This window comes from Robertmurraya mangrovi (assembly GCF_034427655.1).
GTDB lineage: Bacteria > Bacillota > Bacilli > Bacillales > Cytobacillaceae > Robertmurraya_A > Robertmurraya_A mangrovi.
In genome coordinates, this window is sequence record NZ_JAXOFX010000007.1 from 137,993 (window position 1) to 161,349 (window position 23,357).

General features: G+C 37.1%; 20 protein-coding genes and 1 other annotated feature. Of the genes, 5 read left to right on the forward strand and 15 right to left on the reverse strand.

Going from position 1 to position 23,357, the window contains the following annotated elements:
- Positions 1-11: 11 nt before the first annotated feature.
- On the reverse strand, positions 12-1,628 hold the full coding sequence (locus SM124_RS12540; RefSeq protein WP_322446880.1) for a putative polysaccharide biosynthesis protein: 1,617 nt from the start codon (positions 1,626-1,628) through the stop codon (positions 12-14).
- 476 nt (positions 1,629-2,104) lie between these two features.
- Between SM124_RS12540 and SM124_RS12545 the strand changes: the two genes are divergently transcribed.
- Complete coding sequence (locus SM124_RS12545) at positions 2,105-3,373, forward strand: BaiN/RdsA family NAD(P)/FAD-dependent oxidoreductase (protein ID WP_322446937.1); 1,269 nt, start codon at positions 2,105-2,107, stop codon at positions 3,371-3,373.
- Between the two features lie 42 nt (positions 3,374-3,415).
- Here SM124_RS12545 and SM124_RS12550 read toward each other — a convergent pair whose 3' ends face one another.
- The 12 genes from SM124_RS12550 to SM124_RS12605 all read right to left on the reverse strand — a co-directional run bounded on the left by SM124_RS12550 (position 3,416) and on the right by SM124_RS12605 (position 16,342).
- Positions 3,416-3,598 carry a sporulation protein Cse60 gene (locus SM124_RS12550; protein WP_322446881.1) on the reverse strand — a complete coding sequence of 61 codons (183 nt, stop codon included), beginning with the start codon at positions 3,596-3,598 and terminating at the stop codon, positions 3,416-3,418.
- Positions 3,599-3,708: 110 nt separating this feature from the next.
- Positions 3,709-4,011, reverse strand: coding sequence for a rhodanese-like domain-containing protein (locus tag SM124_RS12555; protein WP_322446882.1), 303 nt, complete (start codon positions 4,009-4,011; stop codon positions 3,709-3,711).
- A 25-nt stretch (positions 4,012-4,036) separates the two neighbouring features.
- Positions 4,037-6,451, reverse strand: coding sequence for a leucine--tRNA ligase (leuS, locus tag SM124_RS12560; protein ID WP_322446883.1), 2,415 nt, complete (start codon positions 6,449-6,451; stop codon positions 4,037-4,039).
- A gap of 52 nt (positions 6,452-6,503) precedes the next feature.
- Positions 6,504-6,727, reverse strand: a binding site (T-box leader).
- 428 nt (positions 6,728-7,155) lie between these two features.
- On the reverse strand, positions 7,156-7,932 hold the full coding sequence (locus SM124_RS12565) for a 3-hydroxybutyrate dehydrogenase (protein ID WP_322446884.1): 777 nt from the start codon (positions 7,930-7,932) through the stop codon (positions 7,156-7,158).
- A 15-nt stretch (positions 7,933-7,947) separates the two neighbouring features.
- Positions 7,948-9,267 (reverse strand): GntP family permease, encoded by a 1,320-nt coding sequence (locus tag SM124_RS12570; protein ID WP_322446885.1) that lies wholly within the window; start codon positions 9,265-9,267, stop codon positions 7,948-7,950.
- Positions 9,268-9,643: 376 nt separating this feature from the next.
- Positions 9,644-11,005 (reverse strand): sigma-54 interaction domain-containing protein, encoded by a 1,362-nt coding sequence (locus SM124_RS12575; RefSeq protein WP_322446886.1) that lies wholly within the window; start codon positions 11,003-11,005, stop codon positions 9,644-9,646.
- Between the two features lie 92 nt (positions 11,006-11,097).
- A complete protein-coding gene (locus SM124_RS12580; protein WP_322446887.1) occupies positions 11,098-11,820 on the reverse strand; it encodes a toast rack family protein in 723 nt (240 codons plus the stop codon).
- Between the two features lie 105 nt (positions 11,821-11,925).
- On the reverse strand, positions 11,926-13,221 hold the full coding sequence (locus tag SM124_RS12585) for an ATP-binding protein (RefSeq protein ID WP_322446888.1): 1,296 nt from the start codon (positions 13,219-13,221) through the stop codon (positions 11,926-11,928).
- 104 nt (positions 13,222-13,325) lie between these two features.
- Positions 13,326-14,462: a glycerate kinase gene (locus SM124_RS12590; protein WP_322446889.1), complete on the reverse strand. Its 1,137-nt coding sequence runs from the start codon at positions 14,460-14,462 to the stop codon at positions 13,326-13,328.
- 91 nt (positions 14,463-14,553) lie between these two features.
- A complete protein-coding gene (locus SM124_RS12595; protein WP_322446890.1) occupies positions 14,554-15,738 on the reverse strand; it encodes an MDR family MFS transporter in 1,185 nt (394 codons plus the stop codon).
- A 145-nt stretch (positions 15,739-15,883) separates the two neighbouring features.
- A complete protein-coding gene (locus SM124_RS12600; RefSeq protein ID WP_322446891.1) occupies positions 15,884-16,060 on the reverse strand; it encodes a glycogen biosynthesis protein GlgD in 177 nt (58 codons plus the stop codon).
- 12 nt (positions 16,061-16,072) lie between these two features.
- A complete protein-coding gene (locus SM124_RS12605) occupies positions 16,073-16,342 on the reverse strand; it encodes a YtzC family protein (RefSeq protein WP_322446892.1) in 270 nt (89 codons plus the stop codon).
- A 290-nt stretch (positions 16,343-16,632) separates the two neighbouring features.
- Here SM124_RS12605 and mnmL point away from each other — a divergent pair, with 290 nt between their 5' ends.
- Positions 16,633-17,598, forward strand: a complete 966-nt coding sequence (gene mnmL, locus SM124_RS12610) for a tRNA modification radical SAM protein MnmL/YtqA (protein ID WP_322446893.1) — start codon at positions 16,633-16,635, stop codon at positions 17,596-17,598.
- Positions 17,595-18,167 (forward strand): tRNA 5-(aminomethyl)-2-thiouridylate-methyltransferase MnmM, encoded by a 573-nt coding sequence (gene mnmM, locus SM124_RS12615; RefSeq protein WP_322446894.1) that lies wholly within the window; start codon positions 17,595-17,597, stop codon positions 18,165-18,167. The genes mnmL and mnmM overlap by 4 nt, the downstream gene beginning before the upstream one ends.
- 18 nt (positions 18,168-18,185) lie before the next feature.
- Here mnmM and tbcS read toward each other — a convergent pair whose 3' ends face one another.
- Complete coding sequence (gene tbcS / locus SM124_RS12620; RefSeq protein WP_322446895.1) at positions 18,186-19,280, reverse strand: tetraprenyl-beta-curcumene synthase; 1,095 nt, start codon at positions 19,278-19,280, stop codon at positions 18,186-18,188.
- A gap of 214 nt (positions 19,281-19,494) precedes the next feature.
- On the opposite strand from tbcS, the gene SM124_RS12625 reads away from it, so the two are divergent.
- Both SM124_RS12625 and SM124_RS12630 read left to right on the forward strand, forming a co-directional pair.
- Positions 19,495-20,016 (forward strand): gamma carbonic anhydrase, encoded by a 522-nt coding sequence (locus SM124_RS12625; RefSeq protein ID WP_322446896.1) that lies wholly within the window; start codon positions 19,495-19,497, stop codon positions 20,014-20,016.
- A 67-nt stretch (positions 20,017-20,083) separates the two neighbouring features.
- Positions 20,084-20,902 carry a C39 family peptidase gene (locus tag SM124_RS12630; protein WP_322446897.1) on the forward strand — a complete coding sequence of 273 codons (819 nt, stop codon included), beginning with the start codon at positions 20,084-20,086 and terminating at the stop codon, positions 20,900-20,902.
- Positions 20,903-20,906: 4 nt separating this feature from the next.
- Here the strand turns inward: SM124_RS12630 and asnB are convergent, their stop codons facing one another.
- On the reverse strand, positions 20,907-22,802 hold the full coding sequence (asnB, locus tag SM124_RS12635) for an asparagine synthase (glutamine-hydrolyzing) (RefSeq protein ID WP_322446898.1): 1,896 nt from the start codon (positions 22,800-22,802) through the stop codon (positions 20,907-20,909).
- Positions 22,803-23,357: the final 555 nt, after the last annotated feature.

Genomic DNA, 23,357 nt, shown 5'->3' on the forward strand with positions numbered 1-23,357 from the left:
CTATCCGGGAATTAAACTTTTAATCTTAATTTCTTCATGACTTTTTCAATCCTTTGACCGAAAAGGAAGTACATTAATTTTGTTTTAAGACCTAAGTAGAAGTAAACCCCTGCACCCACTACTGCACAGATTCCGATGATCACTAATGATTCGAATGTACTTGCAGGAGATAGGAAAAGTAATAAAACTTTATACGTAACCGCAGCAGCTATAAACATTAAGACTGTAAAAATAATAATTAACAAACTTCTTCTAATCACTAAACGGAATTTATATTTTGAGAAATTCTTAATTACTAATAAGTTAATCAAAATAGCCGATCCGTATCCTAAAGCTGTTGCAAAAATAGCCCCGTTCGTTTCAAATAACTTTATAAAAGGGATGTTTAAAGTGAGCTTCACTAAAATTCCAACAAGTAAACTCAAAATGGTAAATCGTTGTTCATCCAAGCCTTGTAAAATCGCCGCAGTTACAGAGTAAAGAGCAAATAACATAGCAACAGGTGCATACACTCTTAAAACCTCACTACCTAATAGATCATGCTCGTAAAAGACCGTATAAACCGGCTCAGATAATAAAGCTAAACCAACCGCAGATGGTAAAGTTAAAAATAATAGAACTTGAAACGTTTGATTTAACTGTCGATTCAAACTAATCTGATCCTGTTCCATAAAGGCCTTCGTAATACTTGGTACCAGTGTTAAAGAGAAGGCTGTTGCTAATGAAACCGGGATGATTACGAGCTTGTGGGTTTGGACATTTAATATAGATAACGCATCTTTTGCTACTTCAGTAAGTCCTATCTCCGCCATCGCCCTCTGAAAAGTTAAAAGGTCTATCATTTGAAAAAGCGGATTTGCAATTCCAATTAAGACGAATGGTATTGAATAAATCAATATCTCTTTGTACATATCTTTTAAAGATATATCTAGAGTTCCCTTATCTTTTTCAAGTAGTTCATCAAGGTAAGGTTTTCGTTTATACCAATACCAAAATAAGACTCCTAAACTCCCTAATCCACCAATAAACGCTGCAAAAGTGGCAACACTCACAGCTGTAGCAAGGCTTCCTTTCATTATATTTAAAACAACAAAAGCTCCTGCTAATAAAAATATAATTCTAACTAGCTGTTCAACAACTTGGGAAACAGCTGAAGGTCCCATCGATTGATGCCCTTGGAAAAATCCTCTGATTAAACTCATAAAAGGGATGATTATTAATGCAAAACTAACTGCCCTTATTACCACAATTATATCCTGTGGATTAGAGGTTGTATCATTTGACGGGATTACTATGTCCGCAAGTATCGGTGCTGAGAAATAGAGCATTGCAAATGAACTTATCCCTGTAATTGTCATTACAACAAGTCCAGATTTAAAGAGTTTACGCCCTATTGCGTATTCCTCAATGGTATTATATTTAGCAATAAATTTTGAGACTGCCAAGGGTATACCTGCTGTGGCGATCGAAATGAATATTGTATATGGTACGTACGAGTAGTTATATAATAAGGTCCCCTCTTTACCAACTATTTGGTAAAAAGGAATAATATAAAATAACCCCAATACCTTCGAAATCATCGTTCCTAAAGTTAAAATAAAAGTTCCTCTTAATAGCTTTGATGACATATAATCCCTCACTAGTGAAAAAAATCAATTCAGGAAACTATCTATATAATATCCTTATTATTATGTTCTTCGACACGCATAATAAGGCTCTTTTCGTAAAGTTAGTTGCTTTATTTATACACCTGAGTTGATTGGAGCGGAAGGCACTAGACTCCTGGGGGATTAGCGTTTCAGGCGAGACCCCGCAGAAGCGTAAGCGACGAGGAGGCTCGGCGAACGCCCCCCGGAAAGCAAGTGCCTGGAGCGGAAATCAACGGACTAACTTAATGAAACCATCCTAAATCAACGATCAATGCGAAAAGAGACTTAAATAAAAACTTATGTAAGACAAAAAATCACTAATAATTAGTTTACACCTCTCTTTCAGGAAGTGCTAGTTTGAATTAAAGATGTAATGTATTCTTTTCATCTTATTTGAGAATGTTCTATAATATTAAACATGTATTTATGTAATTCGGAAGAAGTTGGTGAATTTATTGAAATATGACGTTATTGTAATTGGTGGCGGTCCATCTGGGCTTATGGCTTCCATTGCAGCAGGAGAACAAGGTGCGAAAGTACTTCTAATCGATAAAGGTGACAAACTAGGGAGAAAGCTAGCCATCTCCGGCGGTGGAAGATGTAATGTAACGAATCGACTACCTGTTGATGAAATTATTAAACATATTCCTGGAAATGGCCGATTTTTATACAGTGCTTTTTCTATCTTTAGTAACGAAGACATTATCCTCTTCTTTGAAAATTTAGGCATAAAGCTTAAAGAAGAGGATCACGGACGAATGTTTCCTGTTACCGATAAAGCCCAGTCGGTAGTGGATGCTTTAATTTCTAAGCTAAAAGAACTCAAGGTTGATATTAAAACAAATACACCGGTTGCAGATATAGTATATGATGACCAGCAAGCAGTCGCTGTTCAGTTAAAAGATGGTGAAAGATATGATACCGGTTCTGTTGTATTAGCGGTTGGAGGAAAATCCGTCCCCCACACCGGCTCAACAGGTGACGGGTATGCTTGGGCTGAAGAAGCGGGTCATACCATCACAGAATTGTTTCCAACTGAAGTACCTATCACTTCAAACGAACCATTTATTAAAGAAAAGACATTACAAGGGCTATCTCTAAGAGACATTGGGTTAAGTGTACTTAATCCTAAGGGTAAGCCTCTTATCACGCACCGTATGGACATGATTTTTACCCATTTCGGGATAAGCGGCCCAGCCGTATTACGCTGCAGTCAGTATGTGGTGAAGGCTATGAAAAAATGGAATTTAAAAGAGGTTGTCATGAGTATTGACGCACTTCCTGACACAAAAGAAGAACCTCTGTTTCAAGAAGTCATTAAAATGATGAAAGAGGACCCGAAAAAAAGTGTAAAAAATATTTTAAAAGGGTTTATGCCTGAACGTTATTTATTATTTCTTTTAGAGAAAAGCGATATAGACCCTTCCGCACAAGGTGGAACGGTTTCTAATGATAAAATTAGAGAATTCGTGAAAAGCTGTAAACAGTTTCAATTTGGAGTTCATGGGACACTCTCTATAGAAAAAGCCTTTGTTACAGGTGGTGGAGTTTCGGTTAAAGAAATTGAGCCACAAACAATGGGATCCAAACTAATGAATGGGCTTTACTTCTGTGGAGAAATTTTAGATATCCACGGCTATACAGGTGGCTACAATATTACTTCCGCTCTAGTTACAGGAAGATTAGCTGGGACAAATGCAGCACAGTTTTCATTAGGTAAATAATAATGGCTGGTTCTATTTTTAGGACCAGCTTTTTTGAACTCTTTATGAGCGATAGATGATCATGGCTGAATAACAATAAACTTGTTCGTCAATGTCCTCTTGAAGTGCTGCAACATGATACTTAATATCAACAATCTTCGCTTCTTCTAGTTTTTGAAGAAACTTATTCATCTCCAACTCCAAATCCTTCTCATGCTCCTGGTCGAATAACTTAACTTGTATCATACTCTCTCTCCCGCTATCTTTTTCCACCATTGTTACCATTTTCAGAAAAATTTAAAACAAAAGGGTCAGACCCCCTTTAGTTAACTAAAGGGGGTCTGACCCCAATACCATTATTTCGTTTCACCTGACCAGTCAAGCATACCGCCTAACATATTACGTACTTTATAGCCTTGGTCCTGTAAGTAGTAGCAAACATTTTCACTTCTGCGTCCAGAGCGACAAATGAAGATGTATTCTTTGTCTTTGTCGAAGTAATCTAGGTTTGCTGGAATCTCGCCCATTTTAATGTGCTTTGCACCAGGAATCATCCCAAATTCTACTTCCTCATCTTCCCTTACATCGACTAATTCAAGGTTTTCTCCTTTTTTTAACTTCTCTTGAAGTTCTTCTGTAGTAATTATTTCAATACTCATAAAAAGTCGTCCTTCCTAAAATAAATTAGTTAGCAACTATATTAACAAGCTTGCCTGGAACTGCGATTACTTTTCGAACGGTTTTCCCATCGATTTGTTCTTTTACTGCATCATCGCCCATGGCAATTTGCTCTAATGTTTCTTTGTTTGCATCTGTTGGAACAAGTAATTTTGCTTTTACTTTACCGTTAATTTGAACAACGATTTCAACTTCATCGTCCACTAGCTTTGCTTCATCAAATGCTGGCCATGTATGATAAGAGATTGTTTCTGTATGGCCAAGTTTTTCCCAAAGCTCTTCAGCAATATGTGGAGCCACTGGTGCTAATAATTTTACAAAGCCTTCTACAAAATCCTTAGGTAGAACCGTTGCTTTATAAGCATCATTGATGAACACCATTAATTGAGAAATCGCAGTATTGAAGCGTAATCCTTCATAGTCCTCTGTTACTTTCTTCACTGTTTGATGGTAAACCTTTTCTAAAGTCGTATCAGTGCTATCCTGAACTTTAGCACTTAAAGTTCCATCTTCTTCAATTAATAGACGCCATACACGGTCTAAGAAGCGGCGTGCACCATCAAGACCTTTTGTTGACCATGCAATTGAAGCCTCAAGTGGTCCCATGAACATTTCGTATAAACGAAGGGTATCTGCTCCGTGGCTGCTAACAATCTCATCTGGATTGACAACATTCCCTTTAGATTTACTCATTTTTTCGTTGTTTTCACCTAAGATCATTCCTTGGTTGAATAACTTTTGGAACGGCTCTTTTGTAGTAACAACTCCGATATCATAAAGGAATTTGTGCCAGAAGCGAGCATATAGTAAGTGAAGAACTGCATGCTCTGCCCCACCGATATAAATATCAACTGGTAACCATTGTTTTAATTTTTCCGGATCAGCTAATGCTTCACTGTTTTTCGGATCAATATAACGTAAGTAGTACCAGCAGCTACCGGCCCACTGCGGCATAGTATTTGTTTCACGACGACCTTTTTTACCAGTTACAGGGTCGACTACGTTTACCCAATCTTCAATATTAGCTAATGGAGATTCTCCAGTTCCAGAAGGACGAATAGCTGTTGTCTTTGGAAGTAATAACGGAAGTTCCTTTTCATCGACTGCTGTCATGGTGCCATCTTCCCAATGAATCACTGGAATGGGCTCTCCCCAATAACGTTGGCGGCTGAATAACCAGTCGCGTAGACGGTAAGTGACTTTCTTCGTCCCAATGCCTTTTTCCTCTAACCAAGCAATGCTCTTTTGAATCGCATCTTCTTTATTTAAACCATTTAAGAAGTCAGAGTTCACATGTTCCCCGTCACCTGTATAAGCTTCTTTTGTTACATCTCCACCAGCAACTACTTCTTTAATCGTTAAGTTAAACTTTTGAGCAAATTCGTAGTCACGCTCATCATGTCCTGGTACTGCCATGATTGCACCTGTACCATAGCTAACAAGTACGTAATCAGCAATCCAGATTGGCATTTTTTCACCGTTTACAGGATTAATCGCATAAGCACCTGTGAAAACACCCGTTTTATCTTTAGCTAAATCTGTACGCTCAAGGTCACTTTTACTCTTAACCTGATCTAAGTATGCATCAACCGCTTCACGTTGGTCAGCAGTTGTAATTTTACTAACTAATGAATGCTCAGGAGCTAATACAGCGTATGTTGCACCGAATAAAGTATCAGGTCTCGTTGTGAAAACTGTAAATGTTTCATCATGACCATCAATATTGAAAGTCACTTCAGCACCTTCAGAACGGCCAATCCAGTTACGTTGCATGTCTTTTAAGCTTTCTGGCCAGTCTAATTCTTCTAAATCCTCTAATAAACGGTCTGCATAAGCTGTAATTTTTAACATCCATTGTTTCATTGGACGGCGCTCAACTGGATGCCCACCGCGCTCACTTTTCCCATCTATTACTTCTTCATTGGATAAAACGGTTCCTAGTGCTGGACACCAGTTAACAGCTACTTCATCAATGTAAGCTAAGCCTTTTTCAAAAAGTTGTAAGAAAATCCATTGAGTCCATTTATAATACTCTGGATCCGTTGTATTTACTTCACGATCCCAGTCATATGAGAATCCTAATGCTTTAATTTGACGACGGAATGTCTCAATGTTTTGTGCTGTGAATTCTGCTGGGTCATTTCCTGTATCTAGCGCGTATTGCTCCGCTGGTAAACCGAATGCATCCCAGCCCATTGGATGAAGGACATTATATCCTTGAGCACGCTTCATTCTTGAGATAATGTCTGTCGCTGTATATCCTTCTGGATGCCCTACGTGAAGACCTGCGCCAGATGGATAAGGAAACATATCTAACGCATAAAATTTGCGTTTTCCTTTTTCTTCGCTCGTTTTGAACGTTTTGTTGTTATCCCAATAATGTTGCCACTTTTTTTCGATATCTTGATGATTGAAGCTCATCTTTTTTTCCTCCTAAAAATCGTTTATAAATATAAAAAACCCCTCGCCCCAAAAAAGGGACGAGAGGATTATGTATGAATCTCCCGCGGTACCACCCACATTAGTGACTAAGTCACCCACTTCATTACACCTTAACGCGGCAAACGGCAAGCATTACTGTTACTTCACACTTGCAACTCAGGAGGCGAGTTCATGATAGGCCTGATTGACTTTCACCAACCGTCAACTCTCTAAAACAGGCTTTAAACCACTACTATTCCTCTTCATAGTCATTAATTATAGGGTTAGGCTTTTCGTATTCAAAAAGCTTTTTAAATTATATCGTTTATTGTATTAAATTTCTCTTACAGATGCAAGTCAATGAAGAGATACTGGCTATTTTATGAGAAAAATTTGTTTTGGTGCCCCTAAAAAAGGTAGTTGATATAAGACTGGTGTACTCTCTCCAGGTTTAGTCCCGAGAAATTTAACTATCCATTGGTAACCTTGTAAGTTTATCCGCGCTTATTCTTATATATCCGCGAAAATTTTAATATATCCGCGCTTTTTTTCATATATCCGCGAAAATTTTAATATTTCCGCGCTTTTTTCCATATATCCGCGAAAATTAACATTTATCCCGGGTTCATCCAAATATATCCGCGAACCGCCCTAAATCTCAACAAGAAAAAAAGGCTCCCCAATTGGGAGCCACCTCTCGGAATTTATTGAATCGTATATCCGCCATCTATGACAACAGCCTGACCTGTTACACCTTTAGCAGCATCACTTGCTAAGAAGATCGCATAATCAGCGATTTCTTCAACAGTTAAAAGTCTCTTTTGCGGTACTAATGGATAAATCACTTCTTCTAACACTTTTTCCAATGGTACATTTCTCGTTTTGGATAGATCAGCTAATTGATTACGCACGAGTGGAGTGTCCACATAACCTGGGCAAATGGCATTAACGGTAATTCCGAATGGTGCACTTTCTAAAGCAGCAACTTTCGTTAAACCGATAACACCATGTTTGGCACTATTGTATGCAGCCTTTCCAGCAAAGCCTACTAATCCATTGATGGATGCCATGTTGATAATTCTGCCAGCTCTTTGCTCCTTCATAATGGGTAGTACATGCTTGATCGCAACAAACGGAGCCGTTAACATGACTTTAAGCATGAACTCAAATTTTTCAGTTGGAAAATCTTCAATATAGGAAACGTGTTGCAGCCCTGCGTTGTTGATTAGGATATCCAGCGTACCATAATGATTTACGGCTTCAGAGATTACCTGTTTCATATCTTCTTCAGATGTCACATCACATTTTAATCCTAATGCATTATATCCCTCTTGTTTAATTTTTTCAGCTGCCTCCACAACGAGGTCTTCTTGTATATCTGTCAAAACTACCTTCGCTTTTTGGGAAGCAAATCTTTTTCCAATTTCATAACCGATCCCTTGAGCAGCACCAGTTATCAAAACAACCTTATTTTCAACCATGATGAACTCCTTTCTCTAAATACCTAAGCCAAATGAGAATAATAGAATCGCAATAGCTACACCGATTAATGGAACAATAACCGTTACAGCTCCAACCGCTCCATATGCGTCTTGGTGGGATTCACCACAAATAGCACGAACGGTTGTAACGACATATCCGTTATGCGGAAGGGAATCTAATGCACCAGAAGATATAGCCACAACCCTGTGAAGTGCCTCTGTATTGACTCCCATGTCTACGTAATGAGGGGCAATTAAAGGTAAAGCAATTGCCTGACCGCCGGAAGCTGAACCTGTCATACCTGCAATGACACTAACGGCAATGGCCCCACCAATTAATGGAGAACCAGGAATACTCGTCATAAAATCTACTGCCACATTGAAGGCAGGTACGGCTTTTGCAACGCCACCAAAACCAACAACAGCTGCCGTATTACCAATCGCAATTAAGGCACCAAGTGTCCCTTCAGAAACAGCATTCCAGAAATTTTTAAAATATTTACGGTTTAATAGATAAGTAGCAATGACCCCACCTAATAAAGCAATAATAAGGGCGGATTGTTTTAGTGAATCATGGAATACAAACGAAATAACAAGAACAACTAGCAATGGAACAATTCCTAATAACGGATTTGGCAATGCACGCTCTTCACTAACAGGATCCGATTCTCTTGAAATAAACGTTTCCCCTTTAGCAACCGCTTTTGTAATCATACGCTTTAACCACCAGTAGCCGAAAATCATCATAAACACAGCTACAATTAAACTTACTTCCCATCCAGCGTATGGTGTTGTATCTAAGTATTGAATAGGAATCCAGTTTTGGATTTCCGGTGAACCTGCAGAAGTCATCGTAAAAGTAACTGAACCAAATGCTAAGGCAGCTGGTATAAACCTTCTTGGTAAATTAGCTTGTTTAAATAAGCTTAGCGCCATTGGATACACCGAGAAAGCAACAACGAATAAACTTACCCCACCATATGTTAAAACAGCACAAGCGATTACAATCGCTAAGACTGCATATTTCATCCCAAGCTTATTAACAATTAGCTTGGATACACTATCTGCTGCTCCACTATCTTCCATTACTTTTCCAAAAATGGCCCCTAGTAAGAACATTAAATACCAAGCAGTAACAAATCCCGAAAAACCAGTCATATAGTTTCCAACTAGATTCGCTTCACCCTCACCCACTAACTGAGGAAATAATGGCATTCCATTTAAAACTGCTACAAATAAAGCTGAAAGCGGTCCTGCTACTAGTAAATTCATTCCACGCATCGTTAAAAATATTAATAAGGCCAAACCACCAACGAGACCAATCATACTAAGCATTTCTTTTCCCCCTTGCTTTTTAAAATAAATTCGATTAATTGAAACCGTTTACAATTTTTTTAAAAAAATTAAATTACCCTGTGAAGTCTGACTCTCCTTTCCACCCCTTAAATGGATTCATTTATATAATGCAAAAAGCGTGCCAACTTTCTGATATTGATTCCTGTTATATTTTTTGAATTTTTCGTGAATATTTTTTCCGGATATTCGGAAAGACTCTTTAAGATTTTATTAATAATAGAATAAGCTTAGCTTGTCCTCCCCACCTGAACCCTTCGCATGACCACATCAAAGATTTAAACAGAAAAAAGTCCAGAATTCCGGACAGATTTCCGAAGTTCTGGACATCTACTGATTGAGTCAAAACTAAAAAGATTTAATCCAATTGGTACTTTTTTAACTTTTCATACATAGTGGATTTACTAATTCCCAATGCCTTTGCCGCTTGAAGTTTATCATCGTTAAACTTAATTAAACTTTGTCTTAAAACTCTCTTTTCTGTCTCATCAAGTATTTCTTTTAACTTCTTTTTACCAAGAGGATACACGGAAGAATCTTTTATATAATCAGGTAAGGAATCAAGGGAAATCACTTCTTCATTAGTTAAGTGGATGGCTGCCTCAACCACATTTTCTAATTCACGAATATTTCCTGGCCAACTATATTCGTTAAACAACTCAATTACACTTTCCTGAATGGAGTGTATTCTTTTACCCGATTTCTTCGTAATCTTTTTAATAAAATAATTGAGTAAAACAGGGAGGTCTTCCATTCTTTCTCTAAGAGCTGGAATCATAAAAGGAACGACATTTATCCGGTAAAACAAATCTTCCCTAAACCTTTTTTCTTCCATCATTTTTTCTAGAGGACGATTCGTTGCAGCAATAATCCTAACATCAACCATGGTTGGGTTTGTTGATCCAACACTTTCTATTTCCCCTTCTTGTAAAGCTCTTAATAGTTTCACTTGCATGTTCATGGGCATGTCCCCAATTTCATCAAGAAACAAAGTTCCCCCATCCGCTAATTGAAACTTTCCTTTCTTTCCACCCTTTTTTGCCCCAGTAAAAGCTCCTTCTTCGTACCCAAATAACTCGGATTCAAGTAAATGTTCAGGTATTGCTCCACAATTTATTTTTACAAAAGGCTGATGACTTCGATTGCTTAATTGATGAATACTATGAGCAATGAGCTCTTTCCCAGTCCCACTTTCCCCTCGAATAAGGACGGATATATCACTTGAAGCAACCATTTTTACTTTTTCTTTTAAACTATGAATCGGTTTCGAATCGCCTAATAAATCTTCCAAGCTATATTTGACACTACGATCAATATCCTGAATATAGTTTTGCATTTTTGATAACATACTTTTAACATGGCTGTTCATTTTCATCCAAGCTTGAGTATCCCTAAAAAAAACCGTTCCAAAAGCACCAATCACATCTCCGTCTTTTTTGATTGGAATGCGATTAGCTATCATATAGTTACCTTTTATGTATTGTAAATCGGCAATTTCTTCTTTCCCTTTCTCTGCTACAATGTGCATGCGGGAATTCTCTATCACTTCTGCCACATGTTTACCGACTACTTCTTCTCTAACAACTTCTAAGAAGTCACAGTAATTTTTATTAATATAAATAATCTTTCCTTGTTTATCTACTACCACTAACCACTCAAAAGCATTCTCAACAATGGTTTCTATGTAATCAACTGGAATCTTCAATAAAGTATCTTTCATAGAACTCCCCTTATAATAAATAATTTATCACTATTTTATCACACTTTTCAGACAATAATAAAAGCTGCATAACTTCTATGCAGCCTTTTTCATTAATCTTCTATTTTAAAATTGATGTCTCCTACACCTAATTCCATGTTTACAGTTAATATAACATCAGCATTTTTATAAGCTTCGTTTACATATACACCATCACCTCGAGAGATGAAACCTTCAAAGTTTGAGCTTCCGATACCTTTAGAGGAGGTTACTTTCACTCCTACATCTTTCGGTAAGATCATGGTTGTATCTCCTACACCCATGGCAACGTTTGTAGAAAAGCTTTCCTTCCAATCTCCGCTTAGGTCAAGGGTTAGATCGCCTACTCCTGAATTGACCTCCAATGATGTTAATTGCAGACCACTTAAATTAAGTTCCGTATCAGAAGCACCATTATTAACTTCTAAATCCATAGGGACATCTTCACTTAGTTGTAAATCCCAATCGTTTTTAAAGTCACCCATGTTTAGATTGCTCGCAAATCCATCGTTCTGTTGATCAATCTTCACTTTCCCCGTTTTCCCACGCAAATCGTACGATACTTCCGGTTCAAGTTTTTTATTACTATATTCCAGTGTACCTTCAATCCACTCATTTGATCCTGCTGTCACATCAAGGTTTCCCACACCAATGTTTAATTCAACTTTCAACTGCTCAGCTGAATCTTTATTTATATTAACCGATTGTTGTTCTCCTTTTTCTGCTGCCATTACGTTGCAGCCTGTTATTAACAGTAATGATCCTAAAGCTATAGTGCCTAATATTTTCTTTTTCATGATTGGTTCCTCCTAAAAAATCGTTCATTTGTTAATTTGATTATAGGGGAACCGCTGTCTTTCTATGAACCGGCTTACGCTTTAATTATAAATAAGACCAGGGACTTAGTTGGAACTAATCCCCAGCTGTCTGTTGTTTGAATGTGTTGTAGATGATTGAATTAGATATTGTGGAATGGATACAGAATAAGTGCTTCCTTTGTCTATCTCACTATTTACCTTTATCGTTCCTTTTAAAGCTTTTACAATACTGTATGCCACCATCATCCCAAACCCCATTCCCTTATCTTCATTGATGGAGTAGTAAGGCTCACCCAATCTATTGATTTCTTCTTTACTAAAACCTTTGCCGGTATCACTAATTATGATATTTATATACTTGTCTGTATGGTTCGTTTTTACTTGTAATATGCCGCCAGATGGCATGGATTCTATTCCATTTTTAATAATATTAAGAAAGCATTGACTGAAACTCTTCTTATCTCCCTGAATCATACCGATTGGCCCGAAGTCTGTCTCAATAACAACCTTTTGAAGTTTGGCCATTGGTTCTACCATTTGAAGCACATGGTTAAGCTCACGATGGATATCCATTTCTTCCACATGATTTAATGTAGGGATCGCATACGCTAAAAAACCATGAATGATTTTTTCTGCTTTCTCTAACTCCAATATGGACACTTTCAATTGTTCGGTAATCTCAGGTGGTAACTTTTTCTCAGCTAATAATGTTTGATTCATATGCTTAGCTTTTGCTATAGGGTTCCTGATTTCATGTGAAATGGCAGCTCCAGTGTGCCCAATTGCCTCAAGCTTTTGAGATTTTACTATTTGTTCCCGCAAGAGCATATTTTGTTTAATCGATTCGAAAGCATAGGCGATCACTCCAATGCTTAAAGCAGGAATGACAATCATTCCAAACAAAATATCAGCTCGTAATATAGAGACGTGAAGTACTTGGTAAATGATAAAAAAAGCAAGAGTGGTTAGAGTGGTAAATCCCATTAAAACAAAGAGTTTTCGTGAAAATGCTTGTTTTATAAACCATGGCCTGATTAGATGAATAGCAATGACCATCATTCCGTAGATTCCAATACTCACCCAAAGGCCAATATCAAAACCCAGAAAGGAGCGAATCAGGATCATGACTAAAGCTAAGATAGGAGCAAAGCCGAAGTATAATCCACCTAAAATTAGAACGACCTGTCTAAGATCGACTCTTACTCCTTCCATAACCGTTACAGAGAAAAACATACATATAAAGAGTGAAACAATAAAATAGAGAAGAAGACCTTTTTTGGAAATTTGATTAATGTGTAAACGCTCAAGAGAGATTTGAACAAAAAACAAAATAACTAGTAGTAGAGAAAGGTTAAAAAGTAGTAATTTTATTAGTTCCATAGTTTGATCATCCGTCACTGTTTTTTCACAAATTTTACCTTTTAAAGTAGAAAAGGACAAGCTTAATTTACAACATATGAAAACTATTTATCTTCTAAACTTTTTTAACCTTTATTCTCTTGAAATTTCAATAACTGAGCGATATTGAAGGCTTGATTGTATAAAAGTTTTTTAGCATGAACCATGCTTTCATCTAAACTGATTGGACCGTTTGTTATAGAAAAACAAGCATCAAAAACGGTGTATAACTCCTCTGTATTTTCTCCTAAACTACCTGATAAAAGAATAGTCTTAACTTTATGCTTTTTGGCAAGGGTGCCTACATATGAAGGAACCTTACCATGTAAAGTTTGTACATCACTCCGCCCTTCGCCGGTAAATAAAAAGTCAGCATCCGATAGAATTTCCTCTAATGCAACAGCTTTTGCAACAACGTTAGCACCCGATTCAAGCTGTCCTCCTAATGCTAACAAAGCAAAACCCAACCCACCAGCTGCACCTGCGCCAGGTGTTTCATGAATATTCCTTTTTAACTCGAGCTCCATTAGCTGTGCATAGTTTTTCATCGCTTTATCAAGCAATAGAATCTGCTCCTCTGTCGCTCCCTTTTGTGGGCCAAAAACATGTGTTGCTCCATTTTTCCCACAAAGCGGGTTATCAACATCTGAAGCAATAATAATAGTACTTTGAAAAATACGAGGGTCAACACGATCTAGTTTAACTTCCCTTATATTTAATAAATCTTTACCAAACACACCTACTTCATTTCCATTCTTATCAAGAAACTTGCCACCGAGAGCCTGTAATAACCCTAATCCACCGTCATTAGTAGCACTACCGCCAAGACCGATAATAAAGGAGCGAAACCCCTTATCTAAACAACTTTTTATTAGTTCCCCTAATCCGTATGAAGTAGTTTTAAAAGGGTTTCTATTTTCGAGTGGAACCATAGTTAAGCCTGAAGTGCTCGCCACTTCTAAAATGACCGTTTCGCTTTTGCCTAATTGACCAAAAACAGTCTTCACCTTATCACCAAGTGGGCCTGTACACATAATATGAATTAACTGACCATTTGTTGCTTTCACAAGAGCTTCAACCGTCCCCTCACCTCCGTCTGCCATAGGTACGGTGAGCACTTCAACATGATCGATAGCCTTTTTTAAAGCCAATTCGATCGTACTGGCTACTTCAGCAGATGTCATACTGCCTTTATATGAGTCTGGTGCAACAACGATTTTCATTTCCGGGGCCCTCCTTACTTCTATATATAATATTATTATAAGGTTGTTGAACAAAAAAAATTAGCCCACCTTTATTAGATGAGCTAATGAGTTAAGAAGTATGTTGAACCAAACTTGCCGTTTCTTTCAATTTTCGGTCATATATTGAAGTTGTAAAAATGGCTATGACAAACAGTGATATTAATACTAGGAATAGCATTGACATACCATAAATGTCAACTAGAAAGCCTCCAAGAAGCGGTCCAATCATTCTTCCACCCGTTGCCGTACTATTAACAATTCCTTGGTAAAAGCCTTCTCTCCCTTTTGGAGCTAACTGATCTGCGATGGTCGGTACTGCTGGCCAGATTAACATTTCTCCTATCGTTAAAATAACCATAGCGGTTATAAATGCAGCAAATTGTTTTGCCGAAGCTGCCACAATGAAAGAACCAATAAAGATGACCATCCCAACAATGATTTGCGATTTTAAACTCTTAAAAGCTTTAACAATAACATTCATAAACGGTTGACCGAGTACGATGATGGCACCATTTATGGTCCATAGAATACTATATTGGGTTAACGAAATATTAATTTGTTGTGTGTACGCAGCAATAGTAGACTGCCACTGAACATATCCAACCCAACATAATAAATAACCGAGACATAATATAAGTAAGGCATATAGTTTGGTGTGATCTTTAACGATTCCTTTTTCCTGAATAAATGACGTCTGTTTGGCTGGTCTTGCTTGTATCGTACGATAACCAAATACAGCAATTAGAAGGAAAATGATATACATTAGAGCGTTAGCTAAGAAGATTAACTGGAATGAATAAGATGCGACTAATCCACCTAATGCGGCGCCCACGGCAACCCCAACATTTTGTGCTACATAGATGGCATTAAATGACCTTCTTCCTCCTTCTTTCCAAACAGAACCTGCCATAGCATACATAGCAGGAAAAACAATTCCTGATCCGAAACCAATAATCGTCAAAAATACAACGTAATATGGCCAGGTGTGCAAGAAAGTTAAACCTACTAGTGAAAACACCGTAATTCCTATTCCTAAAAGAATAGATTTATAGCCTCCTATTTTATCAAAGAGGGTACCTCCAAATAAATTTCCTATGACACTAGCAGCGGAATTTAACATAAGGACCAATCCTGCAACCGTCAAAGACTTCCCTAAATGATCATGAATATAAATCGCATTTAGAGGCCACAAAAAAGAAGAGCCCGTTACATTCACTGCCATCCCTATTATCAACAGCCATAAGGCACGCGGCATGAAAAACGCCCCTTTACACATATTTCGAACACCAAAACAATTTTAGTTCTTTTTTACAGTATCTGCAAGATAAAAATTATTGTACAAACTTATTCAAATTTTTCAAAAACAAAGCCTCAATACATGAAGTATTGAGGCTTTATTTTTATGATGACTGCTCAGGCTCTGGATGGGACTTTGATTTTACAGGCTGCCCTTTTTTCTCGTACTTTTTCTTTGACTCTTTTACAGGATCATATTGACCAAATTCAACATCTTGATTATTGATACCGTTTCGTGTTTTTTGCTCTGGATTATTTTGCTTTGAACGTTTTTTTACCATAATATCCTCTCCTTAGTCTTCGTGATCAAGCAGAATCATATGGTTTTGTAATTGTTGAAGCTGTAATCTCATACGGTGGAGTTGATCTCTTTGCTGTGCATTTGCACTATGAGCTAACCTAGCTAAATCGTTATAAGAATCCTCTAGTGCTTGCAAAGCTTTATCATAATCATCATCGTTATAGTGTTCTTGTTTGCTGCTTTCCTTATATTGATCCTGTGCATTTCTAATTGCGTCTTCACATTGTTGAATTAAGTCTTCTACCGATTGACGAGTAGCCATCTCTTTGACCCCCTATCTAGGTAAGTGGAAAGTGAAGCAGTAAAAATCCATTAACTAGGTTTTTTACTCCATAAATGCTTCTTCATTAGTTTGTTCACATCTGCTCGGGATAACACCATTTGTTTTAAGGCAATATTTTTCATTACTGAGGGTAAAACCATTCGACAAAAATCCTCAAAACTGTCATGAATACCCCTCCAGTTTTCTTCCATATCGCTTACAATTGAATAAGCTGTTTTTGACGTGTTAAAATGTTATTCATGTTCCATTAAATTTAAGGAGGTTTTCTGGTGAATCAGACAAACCCTTTTCTATATGCTTCTGATAATAAAAGGTATCACACTTGGAATTACCATTTACGTAATCACTTTGGCCATAAAGTGTTTAAGGTAGCTTTAGATGGTGGTTTTGATTGTCCGAATCGTGATGGCACGGTTGCTCATGGTGGGTGTACTTTTTGCAGTGCAGCGGGCTCCGGAGACTTTGCTGGAAACCGCGCAGACGACCTTAATAAACAATTCACAGATATAAAAGATAAAATGCACACCAAATGGAAAGATGGGATGTATATGGCCTATTTTCAGGCATATACGAATACCCATGCACCCGTTGATGTTCTTCGAGAAAAATTTGAATCTGTATTACAACAAGAAGGAGTAGTGGGACTTTCGATTGCTACTCGTCCAGACTGTCTTCCAGACGATGTAGTAGAGTATTTGGCTGAGCTTAATGAGAGAACTTATCTATGGGTTGAATTAGGTTTACAAACCGTTCACGAGCGCACCGCATTGTTAATTAATCGTGCCCATGACTATGATTGTTACGTTGAAGGTGTAAATAAACTTCGTAAGCACAATATTCGCATCTGTTCTCATATTATTAACGGCTTACCACTTGAATCGCCGGAAATGATGATGGAGACCGCTCGAGAAGTAGCAAAACTTGATGTTCAAGGAATAAAAATTCATTTACTTCATCTCTTAAAAGGGACACCGATGGTAAAGCAATATGAAAAAGGGATGCTTGAGTTTTTATCCTTTGAAGACTATGTAACCTTAGTATGTGACCAACTAGAAATTTTACCTCCAGAAATGATTGTGCACCGTATTACAGGGGACGGCCCGATTGATTTAATGATTGGACCGATGTGGAGTGTTAATAAATGGGAAGTTCTGAACTCCATTGACCGTGAATTGATTAGAAGAAATAGCTATCAAGGGAAATACTATCATAAGAATTTGGAGGTAAAATCATGAAGTTAGAACGTATACTGCCTTTTGCAAGAAGCTTATTAGAACGTGCCATTTCACCTGGTGATATCGTAATCGATGCGACAGTGGGTAATGGTCATGATACGGTATTCCTTGCGAATTTGGTGGGTTCTAATGGACGAGTTTACGGCTTTGACATACAAGAAGAAGCGATTAACAATACAAAAGTCCGTTTAGAGGAACAGGAATGGTCCGAACAAGTCACTCTTTTTCAAACGGGTCATGAAAATATTCTTGCCACTATCCCTCCGCTTCATCATGGAAAAATTACGGGTGCTGTCTTTAATTTAGGTTACCTTCCAGGTGGAGACAAAGAGATTGTTACTAAACCAGTAACGACAATTGAAGCAATTGATCAGATTATTGAGTTATTAGCACCTGAAGGTATCATTGTCATTGTTATTTATCATGGTCATATAGAAGGCGCTGTTGAAAGAGATTATTTACTCCGATATATTAGACATTTAGATCAAAGTATCGTACATGTTCTTCAATACCAATTTATTAATCAAAAGAATAACCCTCCTTTTATAATCGCCATTGAAAAAAGGTAGCTCCTCGCTACCTTTTTATTATTTTATGAGTGCTCTAACCACACTAGCCGGAACCCATCTCTGCATTTTTCGATACATTTTTCCATTTATATAGAAGAAATAGCTAGTTAGTCCGGCGCTTTTAATCATTTCTCGTGCAAGCTTACGAACTCCCTTTTGACTACCAACTTTGTCATCCGACAAGTAGACACCTAATAATCCTCGATTAATTAATTTGTGAAATCCTTTATGAGGGAGTTGTTCGATGTGTCTATCTGCTTCTTTTACAAAGTGTTGCAAACGTTTGAATAATGCTTGTTCATTTTCATAATAAAAACAGAAATTTAAATCTCCACCTTCTTTGTCTTCTTCTTGATCAATAAAATAATCAAGTAAAATATGGAGACCTTGCACATAGGGGAAGTAGCCATTACGAATACTGCTAGCATGTCTCTCATGAAAGTCGTTGTTCATAGCCGATGAAATTAAGCAGAAAATCCCTAATGTCGAACCCGAGCATGCAGAAAACTCATACCATTCCATTTCTGGAATTTCGTTCTTATAACCATCAAACCACGTTTTTAAGCGAGGAATTCTTTGCTCTACTTCCACATGTTTATGTATTTGTAAGTCACAATAATAACGGCAAAGTTCTCGCAAGTGATCTTTAATACCATGAAAATTATTGATTCCTTCTAAAACAACCTGACATGTTTGAGTAAGATCTCGCAAATAATCCCCATCATCTTGATCAACTCTTTTACGATAAAAATTTTTACTCTCTTTATTTAATGACACCGCGTCCTCCATTGACTCGTGTAGGGCAGAGAAATCTTCTGGATCAAGGGATGTACTCCGGTCACATAAATTATCTAGATAGTCACTAATGGTTTGATAGGCAACAATAAATTTAATGGCTTCCTTATATTTATCTTTTGCCATTAATGCTAAAATTCCGCCACCTTCACAATGAAAGGTTTTTGTATCAATACTAGCTAGTGCCTGTTTTCTGAGTTCCGCGTTTGGAATAGCCTCTGCTCGTTTCCTCCAATAGGAGAGTTCTTTATGAACAGTAGGCAATATTTTACGGTATACTTTAGACATTAAGCTAAATGGCATGGTTGGAATAGACATTGAAACACCTCGCTTAAACGTTCACTATTTTGTATGTACATTATAACCATTAATAACTGTTTCAATAAAAAAATAAGTTTTAATAACATAAATTAGCAAAAAATCTTTTGACAAAAGTGTATTAAATTTCGATAAAATTAGCCTATGGCAAAGTTATACTTTAACATATAGAAGAAAGTATAAGATAAAGCCAACACTATAAGGAGAGATAATAATGATATATCCATATAAAGGTAAACAACCTAAAATTTCAGAGACTGCATTCATTGCAGATTACGTAACTATTTCTGGGGATGTTGAGGTTGGTGAAGAGTCAAGTATTTGGTTTAACACGGTTATTCGTGGAGACATTGCTCCAACTATAATTGGTAATAAAGTTAACGTCCAAGATAACTGCTGCTTACATCAAAGTCCAAACAACCCTTTAATTCTTGAAGATGAAGTAACAGTCGGTCACCAAGTTATTTTACATAGTTGTGTTATTCGGAAAAAAGCACTAATTGGTATGGGTTCCATTATTCTAGATAACGCTGAAATTGGTGAAGGTGCCTTTATCGGAGCGGGTAGTCTCGTGCCTCAAGGTAAAAAAATACCACCAAATACACTTGCTTTTGGCCGTCCTGCTAAAGTCATTCGTGAATTGAATGAAGACGATATTAAAGATATGCAGCGTATTACAAGAGAATACGCGGAAAAGGGACAATACTATAAGTCTTTACAAAAGAATACTTTATAAGACTTACAAACCATAAATGATCCATAACTGAACTTAAATAGAAGTTTTTTAGGTGGTGTTAGCCGCTATGTTGGAAAAAAGGACTAGCCTTTTAAAGATATTCGTATTAATTACTGGTATTATCCTCTTGATCTTATTTGTTTTATTATATCAATTTTCCAATGGCTCCTATATGACAAAAACAGCTGATTCTATAAAAGGATGGGTTCAATCATCCTCTGTTCAGCAAACCAATTCGAAGGTAGAGGAAACTGTTGATTTATCCGTTATTAAGATTAAAGACCGTATATTAATCGATGCACCTGTCATTAATCAGCTGCCAGAGCTCCCTCGTGGATGTGAAGTAACGAGTCTAGCCATGCTACTTCAGTATGCAAATGTTCAAGTTGATAAAATGACTCTTGCCAAAGAAATTAAAAAAGATCCAACACCTTACTTTGTAAAGGAAGGAAAGATTTATTTTGGTAATCCCCATGATGGTTTTGTAGGGAGTATGTATACGTATGATAAGCCTGGATTAGGTGTCTATCATGAGCCTATCAAAGAACTGGCTGACTCATACTTACCCGGACAAGTACTAGATTTAACAGGTGGGAAGTTTAAAGAATTAAAAACCCACTTGTCTGATGGGAGACCAGTTTGGGTTATTATCAATACCACATATAAAAAATTGTCTAAACAATTCTTTCAAACATGGCACACCCCGAGTGGATTGGTAGATGTTACTTTTAAAGAGCATTCCGTTTTGATAACCGGATATGATCAAGATTATGTTTATTTCAATGACCCTTTAACAGGAGAGAAAAATAAAAAAGCACCCAAGAAAGATTTCGAAGAATCTTGGGTGCAGATGGGAAGACAAGCCATTACTTTCCTTCCTCGTTAATGAACTAAATTTGCAAAGCTTTTTCTGTTAAGTATTCCTTTTCGAAGGAATACTTTTTTTCTACATATACTTGGTGCCAAACCATGAACATTAATACAGTCCAGATTTTACGGCTATTGTCAGCCTTACCTTGGCAATGGTCCTCAAGAAGCTTTAACATATAATCTTTGTTAATCAAATGGTCTGTATTGCTTTCGCGGATTATATTTTTAGCCCAATCATTCATTTCATTTTTTAACCAATGACGAATCGGTACAGGGAATCCTAACTTTTTGCGATTTAGGACATGATCCGGAACAACGCCTTCTGCTGCTTTACGTAAAACATACTTCGTTGTATTGTTAGCCGTTTTTAAGCTTGTAGGAATTTTTGAAGCTGTTTCAAACACCTCTTTATCCAAGAACGGTACACGTAGCTCTAACGAATGAGCCATCGTCATTTTATCCGCTTTTAAAAGGATATCCCCACGCATCCACGTATGAATATCAATGTATTGCATACGGTCAACAGGGTCATAGCCTCTGCTTTCTTCATATAAAGACTTTGTAATATCGGTATAGTTTAGACCATCTTTATAAACGTGTAGAAGGTTTTTCTTTTCTTCCTCTGAGAACATTTTCGCGTTACCAATATAGCGCTCTTCCATTGGTGTTACTCCACGCTCAATAAAGCTTTTTCCTCTCATTCCTTCAGGCATTAATTTTGCAATTAAGCGTAAGAAGGATTTAAGAGTAGCAGGTATTTTGTTAAACACCTCTAACGATTGTGGTTCACGATAAATGTTATATCCACCGAACAATTCATCGGCACCTTCACCTGAAAGTACAACTGTAACATGCTTACGTGCTTCACGTGCAACGAAATATAAAGGTACACACGCAGGGTCTGCAAGCGGGTCATCCATATGCCACATAATTCTAGGAATCTCATTCATATATTCCTGTGGCGTGATGACATAACTAATATTTTCAACGCCTAATTTATCTGCTGTCTCTTTTGCAACATCAATTTCACTAAAGCCATTGTGTTCAAAGCCTACAGAGAAGGTTTTAATTGCTGGGTGATACTGTTTCGCAATGGACGCAATAATGGAAGAATCAATCCCACCAGATAGGAAAGAACCAACTGGAACATCACTACGCATATGAATTTTTACAGAATCAAACAGAATATCTCTAATCTCTTTGATGAACTCATCTTCAGATTTTTTAACCGGTTGGAAATGCGCTTTCCAATAACGGTTGATATTCATTTTTTGACCGATTTTTTTTGTAAAATAATGACCTGGTTCTAATTTTTCAATGCCTTCAGACATAGTGTAAGGCTCAGGTACAAATTGATAAGTTAAATAATGCTGTAGGGAATCATAATTGATCACATCATTTTCTAATGCAAGTAAAATACTTTTCTTCTCCGAAGCGAAAAATGTTTTTTCTCCGTCATCAAAGTAGAAGAATGGCTTAATTCCAAAAGGATCTCTTGCTCCATATAATGTTTGCTCTTGTTTATCCCAGATTACAAAAGAAAACATCCCACGTAGCTTTTCTACAGCCTTTTCTTTTATATGACTATATAGAGCGATAATAACTTCTGTATCTGAACTCGTTTCAAAAGTTAAACCTTCCTTCAGAAGCTCTTCTCTTAGTTCAACATAGTTATAGATTTCGCCGTTGAAAATAATCCAATAGCGTTCATTTTCATAAGTTAATGGCTGATGACCACTTTCGATATCAATAATACTTAAACGACGGAAACCGAATTGAATATGGTTATCATAGAAGTATCCATCATCATCTGGTCCACGGTGGGTAATGATATCATTCATATTTGAAAAAAGTTGTTTTTGTTCATCACGAAAGTTTTGCGGTTTTTCGTGAACGCAACCAATAAATCCACACATTTATGTAGTCACCTACTCCGTTTCAATTAATATTTATTTTTAACTAACCGTTTATCACGCATCTTAAACATGGTTTTTGATAACTAATATTATTAGGACCTATGCGCTTTATTTCACAAAGATATGTCCTAAAATAAATTCACTAAATAATACTACCATTATTCAATAGAAAATTGCACTGAGAACTTGAAAAATTAGACGGGAATTTCAGGCAGTATTCTTTTCTTTTTGCAATATCCTTACATCATTCGATAAAGAATTCAATTATTAGACGGTAAGTATTATAGTTTGGTTTCATGTTGTTTATTGTAATCCACCGAATACTGTTTTACCTATATGATTTTGCCCGTTGATTTCCGCTCCGGGCACTTGCTTTCCGCAGGGAGTGACGGGAGCCTCCTCGGCGTGCCGCCTGTGGGGTCTCCCGTTCCCTCTGTTCCTGCAGGAGTCAAGTGCCCTCCACTCCAATCAACTCAGACTTTTAAAGTCATTACTACCTTTCTTTAGAATAAATCCAAAATAAAAATAAAAATAGGAGCTACAATTGAATGTAAC

Bases quoted from the DNA above. Each gene is read 5' to 3' on its own strand.
- SM124_RS12625 (WP_322446896.1), top strand. From the start codon at position 19,495: ATGATATATCCATATAAAGGTAAACAACCTAAAATTTCAGAGACTGCA.
- SM124_RS12595 (WP_322446890.1), bottom strand. From the start codon at position 15,738: ATGCCGCGTGCCTTATGGCTGTTGATAATAGGGATGGCAGTGAATGTA.
- SM124_RS12570 (WP_322446885.1), bottom strand. From the start codon at position 9,267: ATGCTTAGTATGATTGGTCTCGTTGGTGGTTTGGCCTTATTAATATTT.
- SM124_RS12585 (WP_322446888.1), bottom strand. From the start codon at position 13,221: ATGGAACTAATAAAATTACTACTTTTTAACCTTTCTCTACTACTAGTT.
- SM124_RS12600 (WP_322446891.1), bottom strand. From the start codon at position 16,060: ATGGTAAAAAAACGTTCAAAGCAAAATAATCCAGAGCAAAAAACACGA.
- tbcS (WP_322446895.1), bottom strand. From the start codon at position 19,280: ATGTCTATTCCAACCATGCCATTTAGCTTAATGTCTAAAGTATACCGT.
- SM124_RS12550 (WP_322446881.1), bottom strand. From the start codon at position 3,598: ATGATACAAGTTAAGTTATTCGACCAGGAGCATGAGAAGGATTTGGAG.
- mnmM (WP_322446894.1), top strand. From the start codon at position 17,595: ATGAAGTTAGAACGTATACTGCCTTTTGCAAGAAGCTTATTAGAACGT.
- SM124_RS12605 (WP_322446892.1), bottom strand. From the start codon at position 16,342: ATGGCTACTCGTCAATCGGTAGAAGACTTAATTCAACAATGTGAAGAC.
- SM124_RS12590 (WP_322446889.1), bottom strand. From the start codon at position 14,462: ATGAAAATCGTTGTTGCACCAGACTCATATAAAGGCAGTATGACATCT.
- SM124_RS12630 (WP_322446897.1), top strand. From the start codon at position 20,084: ATGTTGGAAAAAAGGACTAGCCTTTTAAAGATATTCGTATTAATTACT.
- SM124_RS12555 (WP_322446882.1), bottom strand. From the start codon at position 4,011: ATGAGTATTGAAATAATTACTACAGAAGAACTTCAAGAGAAGTTAAAA.
- SM124_RS12565 (WP_322446884.1), bottom strand. From the start codon at position 7,932: ATGGTTGAAAATAAGGTTGTTTTGATAACTGGTGCTGCTCAAGGGATC.
- SM124_RS12540 (WP_322446880.1), bottom strand. From the start codon at position 1,628: ATGTCATCAAAGCTATTAAGAGGAACTTTTATTTTAACTTTAGGAACG.
- asnB (WP_322446898.1), bottom strand. From the start codon at position 22,802: ATGTGTGGATTTATTGGTTGCGTTCACGAAAAACCGCAAAACTTTCGT.
- SM124_RS12575 (WP_322446886.1), bottom strand. From the start codon at position 11,005: ATGAAAGATACTTTATTGAAGATTCCAGTTGATTACATAGAAACCATT.
- leuS (WP_322446883.1), bottom strand. From the start codon at position 6,451: ATGAGCTTCAATCATCAAGATATCGAAAAAAAGTGGCAACATTATTGG.
- SM124_RS12580 (WP_322446887.1), bottom strand. From the start codon at position 11,820: ATGAAAAAGAAAATATTAGGCACTATAGCTTTAGGATCATTACTGTTA.